Source organism: Streptomyces sp. NPDC002088, from assembly GCF_040296605.1.
Taxonomy (GTDB): Bacteria; Actinomycetota; Actinomycetes; order Streptomycetales; family Streptomycetaceae; genus Streptomyces.
On record NZ_JBEOXO010000023.1, the window covers coordinates 26,025 to 38,594 of the forward strand.

Annotated in this window: 13 protein-coding genes and 1 pseudogene; 9 read left to right on the top strand and 5 right to left on the bottom strand. The window is 68.3% G+C overall.

Features of this window, described 5'->3' with window-relative positions; translation table 11 throughout:
- Nucleotides 1-52: 52 nt before the first annotated feature.
- From ABT114_RS36660 to ABT114_RS36670, 3 genes are all read right to left on the bottom strand, one after another.
- A complete protein-coding gene (locus tag ABT114_RS36660; protein ID WP_351147505.1) occupies nt 53-706 on the bottom strand; it encodes a hypothetical protein in 654 nt (217 codons plus the stop codon).
- Between the two features lie 91 nt (nt 707-797).
- A complete protein-coding gene (locus ABT114_RS36665; RefSeq protein WP_351147810.1) occupies nt 798-1,322 on the bottom strand; it encodes a class I SAM-dependent methyltransferase in 525 nt (174 codons plus the stop codon).
- Nucleotides 1,323-1,543: 221 nt separating this feature from the next.
- Entirely contained in the window at nt 1,544-2,122 is a 579-nt protein-coding gene (locus ABT114_RS36670) for a histidine phosphatase family protein (protein WP_351147507.1), read from the bottom strand.
- Nucleotides 2,123-2,365: 243 nt separating this feature from the next.
- Here ABT114_RS36670 and ABT114_RS36675 point away from each other — a divergent pair, with 243 nt between their 5' ends.
- Both ABT114_RS36675 and ABT114_RS36680 read left to right on the top strand, forming a co-directional pair.
- Nucleotides 2,366-2,584 carry a CbtB domain-containing protein gene (locus tag ABT114_RS36675; protein WP_351147509.1) on the top strand — a complete coding sequence of 73 codons (219 nt, stop codon included), beginning with the start codon at nt 2,366-2,368 and terminating at the stop codon, nt 2,582-2,584.
- A gap of 14 nt (nt 2,585-2,598) precedes the next feature.
- Nucleotides 2,599-3,345 (top strand): CbtA family protein, encoded by a 747-nt coding sequence (locus ABT114_RS36680; RefSeq protein ID WP_351147511.1) that lies wholly within the window; start codon nt 2,599-2,601, stop codon nt 3,343-3,345.
- A 100-nt stretch (nt 3,346-3,445) separates the two neighbouring features.
- Here ABT114_RS36680 and ABT114_RS36685 read toward each other — a convergent pair whose 3' ends face one another.
- A complete protein-coding gene (locus tag ABT114_RS36685; RefSeq protein WP_351147513.1) occupies nt 3,446-3,796 on the bottom strand; it encodes a hypothetical protein in 351 nt (116 codons plus the stop codon).
- Between the two features lie 206 nt (nt 3,797-4,002).
- Here ABT114_RS36685 and ABT114_RS36690 point away from each other — a divergent pair, with 206 nt between their 5' ends.
- From ABT114_RS36690 to ABT114_RS36710, 5 genes are all read left to right on the top strand, one after another.
- Entirely contained in the window at nt 4,003-4,863 is an 861-nt protein-coding gene (locus tag ABT114_RS36690; protein WP_351147515.1) for a class II fructose-bisphosphate aldolase, read from the top strand.
- Between the two features lie 2 nt (nt 4,864-4,865).
- Nucleotides 4,866-5,732, top strand: coding sequence for an HAD-IA family hydrolase (locus tag ABT114_RS36695; RefSeq protein ID WP_351147517.1), 867 nt, complete (start codon nt 4,866-4,868; stop codon nt 5,730-5,732).
- A gap of 22 nt (nt 5,733-5,754) precedes the next feature.
- Entirely contained in the window at nt 5,755-6,411 is a 657-nt protein-coding gene (gene dhaL / locus ABT114_RS36700) for a dihydroxyacetone kinase subunit DhaL (protein ID WP_351147519.1), read from the top strand.
- Between the two features lie 74 nt (nt 6,412-6,485).
- Nucleotides 6,486-7,481, top strand: coding sequence for a dihydroxyacetone kinase subunit DhaK (gene dhaK, locus ABT114_RS36705; protein ID WP_351147521.1), 996 nt, complete (start codon nt 6,486-6,488; stop codon nt 7,479-7,481).
- Between the two features lie 347 nt (nt 7,482-7,828).
- On the top strand, nt 7,829-8,812 hold the full coding sequence (locus tag ABT114_RS36710; protein ID WP_351147522.1) for a phosphotransferase family protein: 984 nt from the start codon (nt 7,829-7,831) through the stop codon (nt 8,810-8,812).
- A gap of 70 nt (nt 8,813-8,882) precedes the next feature.
- Here the strand turns inward: ABT114_RS36710 and ABT114_RS36715 are convergent.
- Nucleotides 8,883-9,176: pseudogene (locus tag ABT114_RS36715) on the bottom strand (transposase family protein); the annotation flags it as partial.
- 982 nt (nt 9,177-10,158) lie between these two features.
- Between ABT114_RS36715 and ABT114_RS36720 the strand changes: the two are divergent.
- On the top strand, nt 10,159-11,298 hold the full coding sequence (locus ABT114_RS36720; RefSeq protein WP_351147523.1) for an ABC transporter permease: 1,140 nt from the start codon (nt 10,159-10,161) through the stop codon (nt 11,296-11,298).
- A 23-nt stretch (nt 11,299-11,321) separates the two neighbouring features.
- Nucleotides 11,322-12,551 (top strand): sugar ABC transporter substrate-binding protein, encoded by a 1,230-nt coding sequence (locus tag ABT114_RS36725; protein WP_351147524.1) that lies wholly within the window; start codon nt 11,322-11,324, stop codon nt 12,549-12,551.
- The last annotated feature ends 19 nt before the right edge of the window (nt 12,552-12,570 follow it).

The window sequence follows — 12,570 nt, forward strand, 5'->3', positions numbered from 1 at the left end:
GCGGCGCTGTCGAGCAGCCCGCGCTCCCGGCATGGCATGAAAGGTCTGAACTTCAGATGCACACCGAAAGCCGCCGCGTCCGCGGCAGCCGGGAGGAAGAAGGCGGACCGCGCCGGACGACCGTGTCCGCGAGGAGGACCTGGAGAGGAACGCCGGGCACGGGCCCGACATACGCGCGCCCCCCGGTACAGGGGGCCGCGGTCGGATCGGCGGGTGTTCGGACCGGAGTGAACAGCCTGCGCAGCACCTCGCGCAGCTTTTCCCACTCACGCCCCGCCACGTACAGCACGCGCCGGCGGCAGGTGTCCACACCGTGCAGCAGCACCGCGCACAGCACGGTCAGCAGCACATGCCCGATCACCACCAGCCAGCCCGCGTGCACGGAGGACGGCCACAGGGCATGCGCCGGAACGGAGACGGCGCCGTCGGCCCGCACGAACCAGTAGCCGACGACCGCCTGCGCGCCGGCCGCCAGCACCAACTGCCGCGCCAGCGGCTTGTCCTGTCCCGCACCGGGCAGAGCGACACCAAAGAGCACCAGGCCGGCGAGACCCCGCACGCTCCACGAGGGACTGGAGTCGAAGGCCAGATGGTGGACCGCGGACGCGACCGCCGTACCGAGCACGGAGAACAACCCCGCCCGGGCAGCCGCCACCGGCACCACACGCGGCACCCAGCCGCGACGGCGCACACGGGACACATCCACCGAACCCACCATGACCCACCCATCATGGGGCGCGGCCACGCCCGTGTCACCACCGCGTCCAGCACCGACCACCGCTGTCACGACGTGGCCGTTACAGCAGCGCGGGCCGCGACGACTTCTCCGGGCGCACTCCCTGCACATACCGCAGCCATGGCCGCACGTCCCCGCGCCCCCGCACCTCGAAGCCCGCGTCCGCGACGAGCCCGTCGGGCAGGTCCACGCGGTACTCCGCCCGGACGTGCCCGGCACTCGCGGCGATCAGGTGCCGCACGAGCCGGGCGCGCGGCGGCCGGAAGTCGGCGACCAGCAACCGCCCGCCCGAACGCAGCACCCGGTACATATCGCGGAGCGCGACGGACCGCAGGTCTTCGGGCAGGTGAGGGACGGCCAGGCTGGTGACGACGACGTCGAAGGAAGCCTCGGGGGCAGTGAGCGCCCAGGCCACGCCGGTCTCGTACGAGCAGCGCGCCTCGTCCTGCCGCGGGCGTATCCGCTGCCCTCGACCGACGGGTCGATGCCCAGCACCGTTCCACCGGGGCCGACGGCCTTCGCCATGCACCGGGTCAGACAGCCGGTGCCGCAGCCCACGTCCAGCACCCGGTCGCCGGGCGGACACCGCCGAGCAGGGCCAGGCGGGCGTAGGCCCAGGGCGCAGCCCTCCGAAGCAGACCGCGCCGCAGTCTTCGTGGCCCCGAGCGTGGGCGATGGTCCGGACCTCGGTGTCGGGACGGGGTTGACCGTGCTGGAGGAACGGACCGAGATTCACGACCTCGTCCCCTTACTTGGTCATGACCAAGTTGCCCTGTACACCGTCAGCTCCTACGAACCGACCCCCGGCTAGCGCGGTACGGAGCACCCGACGGCACCGGCCCGCAGGTTCCACCGGCTGGACCGGCCGGTGAGCTGGACGGCGGACAGCGGCGGAACATCGACACGCCAGAACGACTGCTGCGGCGCGCCCAGCGCATGCACCACCGCAGCGCGCGCCACGGCCTGTTCGACCACGGCCAGCGCCCGCCCGGCATCGGCCGGCCGCTCCTCCAGCCAGGCCGCGATCCGGCGGCACACCTGAGCCACGGATTCGCCGCCGTGCGGGGCCGCGTCCGGATCCGACATCCATAGGGCAAGCGCGGCACCGTCACTGGCCGCGACCTCGTCGAGTGTCCGGCCCCGCCAGCTGCCCATGTCGATGCCGCGCAGCGCCGATTCCACGGCGACGGCGTCCCCTCCCAGGGCCTGCGCGGTCTGCCTGCACCGCTGCGCAGGCGCCGTATACCAGGAGCCGCCCGCCGGAAGGACCTCGGCGGCTGCCTGGGCCTCACGCAGCGACCGCTCGTCGAGGGGCGTGTCCGCGCCGAAGCGCACGTCGTGCTCCGCGGGAGCGGCAGCACACACCAGCGTGAGCCGGACGGTCATGAAAGGCCCTTTCCCGAGGTCGGTTCATCGTAGGTGGCGTACGCCATGTTGGCCGAAGGCCCCATTGCCCCTACCATCTGGGGCGACAAGGACGACGGCGCCACGGAAGTCCGGTGCAAGCCCGGCACGGTCGCGCCACTGTGTGCCACCCCTCCAGCCAGGTGAGGGTGGTGAGTCAGACCCAACGCTGTCGTCGAGTGCTCCACACGATGCGGGACGCGATGTTCCCGAGGAGGTCTCGTCATGGCGCAGTCCACTGCCGCCCCCACCCCCACTACTCAGACCCTCACGCCTCTGCCGCTGCGCACGGTCGCCCCCTGGGCTGTCTTCTTCGGCGTCCTGATGCTGGTCCTGCTGTACTTCGTCGGCGCCGAGCAGGGCGCCACCGCCATGGTCTCCGGTGAGGGCGTACACGAGTGGGTGCACGACGCCCGCCACCTCCTCGGCTTCCCCTGCCACTGACGGAGCCCTCCTCCATGAACTCCGTCACCGTACGCACCTTGCTGGTGCGCGGCATGCTCGCCGGCCTTGGCGCCGGCGTGCTCGCCTTCGTCTTCGCCTTTCTGGTCGGGGAAGGCCCGGTGGACGCGGCCATCGCGTTCGAAGAGGCCAACTCCCATGACCACGGCGGCGAGGAACTCGTCAGTCGTTCCCTGCAGTCGACGGCCGGGCTCGCCACGGGCGTCCTCGTCTTCGGCATCGCCATCGGCGGGATCGCGGCGCTCGCGTTCTGCTTCGCACTGGGCCGCATCGGCCGGTTCGGGGCGCGGGCGACCGCAGCACTGACCGCGCTCGCCGGGTTCCTTCTCGTCTACCTGGTCCCCATCCTGAAGTACCCGGCGAACCCACCCGCCGTGGGTAACCCGGACACCATCGGCAAGCGCACCATCCTGTTCGTACTGATGATCGCGCTGAGTCTGCTGCTGGGCATAGCCGCGATTCTGCTGGGCCGCAGGCTCGCCCCAGGGTGGGGCAACTGGAACGCCTCCATCGCCGCCGGCGTCGCCTTCGTCGCGGCGCTGTCGGTCGCGATGGTCGTCCTGCCGCACGGGGACAGCACCCCGAAGGGCTTCCCGGCGACCGACCTGTGGGAGTTCCGGATGGCATCCATCGGCATCCAGGCCGTGCTGTGGGCAGGATTCGGGCTGCTCTTCGGCTTCCTGGCCGAACGTGTCCTGGAACCGCGGCCCGCACGCGGCCGGGTCTCCGCGCTGGCCGCCTGACCCGGCGGACACACAGGGCAGGGTCTGTCGGGGGCGCGCCCGGCAGACCCCGCCATTTCCGTTTTCTCCTGCCCGGCGGGCAGACGGCGCTGCGCGGCGGTCAGGCCAGTGGCGACTTGATCGTCATGGTCTTGGAGACGGTGACCTGGTCGATCTCGGTCACCCGCACGGTGAGGTTCGGAGTCCAGGTGCCGGGCATTGGAATCCGCAGGCGGTCGGCGGAGAAGTAGCCTTTCCGGTCGACGAGTTCGGCGTCCAGCGGGCCGATCTTCTGCGCCCGGTGGATGAGGGTGAGACGGAGTTCGGGGATGGTGGAGATGCCCCCGTCGCCCGCGTACACCACGGCTTCCACGGTGTTGTCGCCCACCTGCCCCGGCGTGAAGGTGATCTCGTTCTTCCAGAACGCCAGAGTTCGCGCCCCCGGCCGACCGCCGAAGCGATCCTTGGCCATCCCGGGGGGCGACCGCCACTCCAGTCCGGGCCCTGGCCGTCCGTGTCGTGCTTGCCGTTGCGATTGTTGGCTATCCGTGCCGAACGTTTCTGCCCCGCCCCTGACCTGTCTGTCGGCGCGCTGGGGCCGTCTGCTCAGGCGAAAAGTGGCGGGGTGTGATGCGCGGGCGTGGAATGGAAGAGCGGGGGTGAAGACGTGGAGGCGTCGTGGGTGTGACACCGCTGACCGAGATCCTCGCCAAGCCTTTCGACGAGCGCTACGCCGTACCGGCCATCAACGTGTTCAACGACCTCACGCTGGAGGCCGTGCTGGCGGCCGCGGTGGAGAACACGTCGCCACTGATCGTGCAGACCTCTGTGAAGACGGTCAGGTCCATCGGTAGCGACGTGCTCTACGCCATGTGGACCTCGATGACCGCCGGCATCGAGGTGCCTGTCGCGCTGCACCTGGATCACTGTCCGGAACGCGAGGTCATCACCGAGTGCCTGCGGCGGGGATGGAACTCGGTGCTTTTCGATGCCTCCAAGCTGCCGGTCGAGGAGAACATGCGCCAGACCGTCGAGGTCGTCGCGGAGGCTCGTACGTTCGGCGCCGCGGTCGAGGGCGAGATCGAGTCGATCACCGGTGTGGAGGACGGTGTCGGCAGCGACATCGCCGCCGAGCAGCAGGACCTCGCGGTCGCTCTGGAGTTCCTGCGGACCACGCAGGTCGATGTCTTCGCACCGGCGATCGGGAACGCACACGGGTCGTACAAGCAGGCGCCGGTGCTCGACGCCCAGCGCGTGTCCGACCTCGTGGCGGCCTATCCGGTGCCGATCGCGCTGCACGGCGGCAGCGGACTGTCCGACGAGCAGTTCCGCGACCTGATCTCCCGGGGGTGCGCGAAGGTCAACATCTCGACGGCGCTCAAGGAGACGTACATGAAGTCGAACCTGGCCTTCCTGCAGACGGCGGCGGAGCGGCAGAAGTGGGACCCGCCGTCGCTCTTCCGGGCCGTCCGCCAGGACGTCATCGAGTTGGCCGGTTCGCTGATGAGGCTCTTCGGCAGCGCCGGGCAGGCGGGCTAGCCGTGCCCACGCTCATCTTCGACTGCGACGGCGTCCTCGCCGACACCGAACGCGACGGGCACCTGCCCGCTTTCAACGAGACGTTCGAGGAATTCGGTCTGCCGGTGCGGTGGAGCGACGAGGAGTACGCGGAGAAGGTGAAGGTCGGCGGCGGCAAGGAGCGGATGCGGACGCTGCTGACCCCCGACTTCGTCGCCGCCGCCGGTCTGCCCGCCGACCCGGCCGCACTCGATGAGCAAGTCGCCGGCTGGCACCGGCGCAAGACCGAGATCTATACCGGAATCATCCGCAGCGGAAGCATTCCGCCCCGGCCCGGCGTGCGGCGGATCGCAGCGGCGGCGCACAAAGCCGGGTGGACGCTCGCGGTCGCCTCCACGTCCGCGGAGGCGTCCGTCCGCAGCGTGCTCGAACTCGCCATGGGTCCGGAACTGGCCGCTCACTTCAGCGTGTTCGCCGGGGACGTGGTCCAGCGGAAGAAGCCCGCCCCGGACATCTACGCTTTCGCCGTCCAACGGCTCGGCCTGGATCCGGCGGGCGTCGTCGCGATCGAGGACAGCCGTAACGGGATGCTGGCCGCGCTCGGCGCCGGGCTCGCCTGCGCGGTCACAACCAGCGCCTACACCGGCAAGGAGGACTTCACCGGCGCCTCCTTGGTGGTCACCTCACTCGGCGATCCGCCCCCGGAGGAGACCGTCACCCGGGTGCTGAGCGATCCACTCGACGTCCGCCCGGGGCCTTATGTGGTGCTCGCGGACCTGGCCGTCCTGCTCACCGTCGGCGGCACCTCAGAGTCCACCGCATCCCGTCCGCCCGTCGACGGCCCGCTCGACCCCGGGCCGCTCGGTCCTCCCCATCCTCGACCGCACTGACATCGCGGCAGTCAGGAGAGTCATGCCATCGCCATCGATGCCCGGCAGCGACCTCACCTTCGTCGTACGGACTATCGCCCGGACCGCGGTGGACAACGAAAGGGCCTTCGGTGACCTCGACGCCATCGCGGGAGACGGGGACTTCGGGTACTCGCTCGCCCGGGGTTTCGAGATCGTGCTCGCCGACTGGGATGCCCTCGTCTCGGACTCGCCGGCCGAATTCCTGAAGAAGGTGGCTCTGGTGATCTCCAAGCGGGTGGGTGGCACATCGGGCCCGCTCTGGGGCACCGCCTTCCTGCGGGCCGCCGGGGCCGTGAAGGACCGGACAGAGCTGAACGCCGCGGATGCGGTGGCCATGCTGCGGGCAGCCGCAGAGGGTATCAAGGCGCGCGGCAGGTCCGACCTCGGTGACAAGACGCTGCTGGACGCGCTGATACCGATGACCGATGCCCTGGAGCAGCGGCTGGCCGATGGCGAACCGGCGGCCGGCGCTGCGGAGTTGGCCGCACTGGCCGCCACGACCGCCCGTGCCGCAGCCGACGCGACGGCGCCCATGCAGGCCAGACGCGGCCGCCAGAGCTACACCGGTGAGCGAAGCATCGGCTCGCCGGACCCGGGCGCGGTGGCGATCGCGGTCATGGCGGAGCGCGTCGCCGCCGAGTGGGACGCACGCGACTGACGACAGGCACCGGGTCTGGCGCCCGGACTGCCTCCCGGGATCGGCAGGACCAGGAGGAGCTGAGGAGTTACGGCATGAAGAAGTTCGTCAACAACCCGAAGGACTACGTCGCGGAGATGCTGGAGGGACTGGCCCTGGCCAACCCCGACACGCTGAAGTACGTGCCTGAGTACAACTTGATCATGCGAGCCGATGCCCCGCAGCAGAACAAGGTCTCGATCGTGCAGGGCTCCGGTTCAGGTCATGAGCCGGCGCACGTGATGACCGTCGGCAAGGGGATGCTGGACGCCGCCTGTCCCGGCGACGTGTTCGCCGCGCCGCCCGCCGACTTCGTCTACGAGACGGTCAAGCTGGTCGCCTCTCCGAAGGGTGTGCTGTTGCTGGTCAACAACTACACCGGGGACCGGATGGCGTTCGAGATGGCCGAGGAGCTGTCCCAGGCCGACGGGGTGACCGTCCGTACTCTCTTCATCAATGACGACGTGGCCGTACAGGACTCGACGTACACCGTCGGCCGGCGCGGGGTGGCCGGCAACTTCTTCGTGATGAAGGCCGTCGGCGCGGCCGCCGAGCGGGGTGCGGACCTCGACGAGGTGTACCGGATCGGCGAGAAGGTCAACTCCGTCACTCGCACCATGGGTATGGCGCTCACCGCTTGCACGCCGCCGGCGAAGGGTTCGCCGCTGTTCGACCTGCCCGAGGACGCCGTCGAGATGGGCGTGGGCATCCACGGCGAACCGGGCCGCAAGCGGGAGAAGCTCCAGCCGGCGGACGCTATGGTGCGCGAGCTCGTCAGCGCAGTCGTGGACGACCTGCCTTTCTCCTCCGGTGACCGCGTCGCACTGATGGTCAACGGCCTCGGCGGCACACCGCTCGGCGAGCTGTACCTGGTGTACGGCCTGGCCCACAAACAGCTGGCCGAGCGAGGCATCGAGGTCGGGCGCAGCTACGTGGGTGAGTACTGCACCTCGCTCGACATGGCCGGCGCCTCCGTGACACTGGTCCGGCTCGACGACGAGATCCTCGACCTGCTCACCGACCCCGCCGAGATCCCGATTCGAGTGTTCTGACGGATCGGCGACGCCGGGCCCGATCTGGCAGCACCGCAAACTGCGCTCTCGGCCGCAGCTGAAAGGGCAGGAAGAGGACGACGCCACCCATCACGCAGTCCGAGCACGCGACCAGGATGCCCTCTCGCCGAGGACGAAGTCGGCGACCATGCGCACTGCACGACGCCGCAGTTCAGCGGGTAAGGGGAGGGACGCGCCATGACTCGATCCTCTCAGGGAATCGAGCCTCCGTTCGACCCGGAACGATTCACAGTTCCCGATTGGCGCTCACGCCCCTTCGCTTTTGAATGCCCTGACCTTTGGTCAACACGCGACGCGGTGATCAACGGACTCGGTAGGCTCCCCCTATGGTCGAGGACGCGGGGCGGGAGCACGTCACTGCGGACATGGACGAGCAAAGCTGGACGGCCACGCGGGGGTGGGTCGAGAAGCACCTGGGCGAAGGGGAGCGGATCAAGGCTGCGGAGCGCCTTCGCGGTGGATGGACCTCGGAGATGCGTCGACTGCACATCGTCGGCACAGGCGGCGGACGCCAGTTGGTTCTGCGGTCCTTCGTCAAGCCCTTCTTCCTGCGGCATGCGGAGGGCCTGCTCACACGCGAAGCACAGATCCTCACGCTGCTGAGGGCCACCGATGTGCCAGTGGCCACCCTCCAGGCCATCGACGCGACCGGGGAGTACTGCGACCACCCTTCCTTGCTGATGTCGATGCTGCCTGGCAGCGTCCGGCTGGACGAGGACGGGGTCAGGGCGCGGGTCGGCCTTCTGGCTCGGCAACTGGTACAGATCCACCGGGTGCAGATCACCGATCAGACGCACCCACGCACTTACCAGGCATGGGCCTCGCCCGAGCGGGTGCGTCTGCCGGATGACACGGCCCGGCCGGAACTATGGGACCGTGCGGTGGACGTCATTCGACAGGATCCGCCCGACTACGAGGGGTGCTTCCTGCACCGGGACTTCCACCCCGGCAACGTGCTGTTCACCGGGCAGCGTGGGGACCTGCGCATCAGCGGTGTCGTCGACTGGGTCGAGACGTCTTGGGGACCGACCGATCTCGATGTCGCGCACTGTTCCACTGCGCTCGCCCTCCTTCACGGCGCCGACATAGGCATGCTGTTCGCTGACCTCTACCGCGCCGCAGGCGGTCGGTTGGCCCATGCGCCGGCGGGCCACCTGTACTGGCGGCTCCTGGACGCCCTGGCCTTTGCGCCGGATGCGGAGAAGGTCGCTGGTCCCTGGCGGGAGTTGGGGCGCACCGACTTGACCACGCCGAGGCTCACCGGACGTTTGGAGAGCTATCTTGAAGCGCTCTTCCAGCGGTACGGCTGATTTCCGGGCGAGACCGAGCATTCGATCATCACCGCAGTCTGGCACGTGCTCACCGACGACAAGCCCTGAGCTTGGCCAGGAGGGGCTGGACTTGGCGAGCGGCTCTGGTGAGGGTGCTGCCGTTGACTCCGAAGAGCTGTGCGAGCAGGTCTCGGGTGCCGAGTTTGCGCAGGTAGAGCACGGTGGCCAGGACCCGCTCGGTAACGGTCAGCTTGTCCTTTGCCCCCGCGCCGCGGGCACGGATGCGTTCGCCTCCTCGCTGCTGGAGTCGTCCTTGCTCACGTAACTCGTCCAGTTTCGGGGCCAGTTGGTCGACGAGCTTGTCCAGCGCCGGTTCGGACATGGCGGTCAGCTCCGGGTTTCGGCACGGAACATACCGGGCAACCAGCCGCTCGGACCATCGCCGTCAGCCCTCGGAAGAATCGAGGTCAGTGGGGCTCAGGGGAACTCATGGGATGTCGCACGTTCGTTGCAGTCCGAGCGACCTCAAGCGGTCTGTAGGGGCGCTCTACTTCCCATGGGCGTTCCGTGACACGCGTTTCGCTCCGGTTACGTTGACGCTGGAGCCTTGCGTAACCGTCACGGCTGGGGCCAGAGTGGTACATACAAATTTGCATGCAGTGTTGTGCACACTTGGAGATGAGGGCATGCGCGTGCTGGAGCACCACCCCCTGCCTCTCCCGCGTCCGGACTGGCGGGGAGAGACCTCCCCCATGGTTGGGCGGCGCACCAAGCGCGAGAAGTGACTTCGCCGCGCGGGCGGTAAGGCGCCGCGGCGGCTTGTGCCATAGGGCAGGCCAAGAACCTTGGGGACTCCCAGGACCTTGCCGAGCCCTGGTGCCGGAGACCTGGCTGGGGAACACGCCGGAAACGTGGCACTCGGCACGGAGCCCCAGTCGTTGCACCGCCACACTGCATGCAGCCGCGGCCTCGTCCGGTCCCCGGGCCGCGGCCAGTCGGGCTCCCCGCTTCAGTGGTACTCGCATTGCGGCGGCATTGTTGTGGCGCCGTGCTGCGCGCTCGCAGAGCTCCTGACTGGGGCAGTCCGCGGACCGCCATGGCTGCACGCCTGCGGCGTGCGTGCGGCCGGCACGGCAACCGCCGCGAGAGTCCCTACCCCTGAAATTCAAATTATCGATTTCGGGACGGGATTCAATCTCTATGTGCGGAGGTCATTCAGCGCTGCCCAAAAGTACTCGTTTGGTCGCGCTCGAAACGTTCTTGACAGGTTCTGGTGAACCTGCAAAGAATTTGCCCCGCGCCAACTGGTGCATGATTTGAAGCCTTCTTCCATCCCTAGGAACAAGCATTATCGCCTCTGGATCCATAACCGACAAAAGGGAGCAATGATGACCTGGCCGCGAATCGACTGGGGAACGTTGAGTTCCAAATACGGGCTACTGCTGGTCTGGGCACTCGTCGCCGCGGGATTCTGCGCGTTCGGCCCGGCGACCTTTCGCACATGGTCGAACGTGCAGACCATCCTCGGCACCCAGTCGGTCATTCTGGTGCTCGCCCTGGGCCTGTGCATCGCGCTGAACGCCGGCGAGGTGGATCTGTCGATTACCGGCACGATGTCGGTCTCGGTCGTCCTCGTCGGACACCTCAACGTGGTGAAGGGCTGGCCGATCGGCCTGACCGTCCCAGTGGTGCTGTTGCTCGGACTTGCCATTGGCGCGGTGATCGCGCTGTTCGTGGTGGGCATAGGCATCGACTCGATGATTGTGACGCTTGGCGCCGGAACGCTGCTGTCGGGCGTCGCGGTGGCGATCAATCAGCAGACCGTGTTCAACATCTCGCCCGACCTGGTCTCCGCGATGCGGGATCAGTTCCTCGGCCTGCAGCTGTCGTTCTGGTACGGCGTGGTGCTGGTGGCGGTGCTGTGGTTCGTCCTGAAGTTCACCCCGGCCGGAATCCATCTGCGGTTCGTCGGCAGCAACCGTGACGCGTCGAGGCTGACGGGCATTGCGGTCGACCGGCTGCGCGTCGCCTCGCTCATGGCCTGCAGCGGCTTCTCAGCCCTGGCCGGCGTGGTGATCGCAGGCACCCTGGGTTCGACGAGCCCGACGGTGAGCTCCCCTTACCTGCTCCCGGCATTCGCTGCGGCGTTCCTCGGCTCGACCACGATCCAGCCGGGCCGGTTCAACGCCGTCGGTACCTTCGCCGCGGTGTACTTCCTGACCACCGGCATCACCGGCATCCAGTTGATGGGTGCGTCCGGCTGGGTGTCCAACGTCTTCTACGGTGCCGCGGTCATGCTCGCCGTGGCCGCATCCACCGTCGCGGGCAAGATGCGCCGTCGCCGCGACGTCCGTGACAACACACCCCAAACGGACAACACACCCCAGGCGGGCGGCGCCACCGACCTCGAGCCCGGCACCGGTCCCAACCCTGGCTCCGGCACGGCCGACCAGGTCACCACGGCACCACAGCACATCCCGTCCACCGGACCCGCCCCCGCACGCTCCGGCCTGCATTCCGACTGACGCGCCAACGACGGGAAGCCCCGATGACCACGAACATGACGACGAGCACCACGACCACGACCAGGTCCGCGAACGGCCCAAGCGGCACCCCCCGCCGATGGCGCGCCTTCGACCTGGCCGCTGCCGCCGCGGCGGCCCTCTCGCTGATCGCCGTCTCCGCCTGTACCAGCGCGGCCGGAGCCGATGCGCCCGCCCAGGTGAAGAACGCCGCGGCGGTGAAGGCCGCCGACGCGATCCTGGACGAGGCCCGCGCGCCGATCCAGTGGCAGGCTCCGGGCCCGGCGTTCGACGCCACCAAGGCATCCGGCAAGAAGCTGCTCTACATCGCCAACAACCTCCAGTTGCCGTTCTCCAAGGCGTTGGCCGACGCCCTCAAGCAGGCACTCACCCCGCTCGGCGTCAAGGTCTCGGTCATTGACGCCCAAGGCAACGTCGACGAGGTCTCCAAGGCCATCCAGTCCGGAATCGGGCAGAAGGTCGACGCCATCGCACTGCAGACCTACCCCGCCGACCTCATATCCGCGCCGCTGAAGGCCGCCAAGGCGGCCGGGATCCAGGTGGTCGCCTCGTTCAACCGCGGTGACCCCGGCTTCCCGACCGAGAAGGAGCGCAAGGAACTGGGCATCGTCGCCGACGTCGACTACTGCCAGAGCTGCGTGGGCGAGGTCATGGGAGCCTGGGCCGTGTCGCACACCGGTGGCGACGCGCATGTGGTCGCTTACGGCGTCCTCAACGACCCGGGGTCGACCCTCCAACAAGCCGCTGAGAAGAAGACCATCGAAAAGCTGTGCAAAGGCTGCTCGTTCTCGAAATTCACCTACCAGAATTTCAACGACTTCTTCAATCAGCTGACCACCCAGGCAGCCTCCGACATTCTGGACGGCAAGGTCAACGTCCTCATGCCCGACTACGACACCTTCAGTCAGCCCATTCTTCCGGCGATTTCGCAGAAGGGTGCGGACAGTCGGGTCTCGGTCATCGGATTCAATGGAACTCCGTCGGTACTCAACGGCATTTTCGGCAAGGGGCCGTTGCGCGCTGACGTGGGAACCCCGTACACCTGGCCGGCCTGGGCGATGGCGGACCAGGCACTGCGCGCCCTTTCCGGCGAACCCACAGTGGAATCGGAGAACATCGGCTTCCGGCTCTTCGACTCGACCAACATGTCCGGGATCGATTTCAAGGCCGGCGACGAACAGGTCTACGGCGTCGACCCCGCCGTGGAGTACCCGAAGCTGTGGCACACCTCCTGAATCGGAATCCGGAGCAACC

What these genes read in the sequence shown, in the direction of transcription:
- ABT114_RS36670 (WP_351147507.1), bottom strand. Translation starts at nt 2,122, where the DNA reads ATGACCGTCCGGCTCACGCTGGTGTGTGCTGCCGCTCCCGCGGAGCAC.
- ABT114_RS36685 (WP_351147513.1), bottom strand. Translation starts at nt 3,796, where the DNA reads ATGGCCAAGGATCGCTTCGGCGGTCGGCCGGGGGCGCGAACTCTGGCG.
- ABT114_RS36675 (WP_351147509.1), top strand. Translation starts at nt 2,366, where the DNA reads ATGGCGCAGTCCACTGCCGCCCCCACCCCCACTACTCAGACCCTCACG.
- dhaL (WP_351147519.1), top strand. Translation starts at nt 5,755, where the DNA reads ATGCCATCGCCATCGATGCCCGGCAGCGACCTCACCTTCGTCGTACGG.
- dhaK (WP_351147521.1), top strand. Translation starts at nt 6,486, where the DNA reads ATGAAGAAGTTCGTCAACAACCCGAAGGACTACGTCGCGGAGATGCTG.
- ABT114_RS36720 (WP_351147523.1), top strand. Translation starts at nt 10,159, where the DNA reads ATGATGACCTGGCCGCGAATCGACTGGGGAACGTTGAGTTCCAAATAC.
- ABT114_RS36710 (WP_351147522.1), top strand. Translation starts at nt 7,829, where the DNA reads ATGGTCGAGGACGCGGGGCGGGAGCACGTCACTGCGGACATGGACGAG.
- ABT114_RS36725 (WP_351147524.1), top strand. Translation starts at nt 11,322, where the DNA reads ATGACCACGAACATGACGACGAGCACCACGACCACGACCAGGTCCGCG.
- ABT114_RS36680 (WP_351147511.1), top strand. Translation starts at nt 2,599, where the DNA reads ATGAACTCCGTCACCGTACGCACCTTGCTGGTGCGCGGCATGCTCGCC.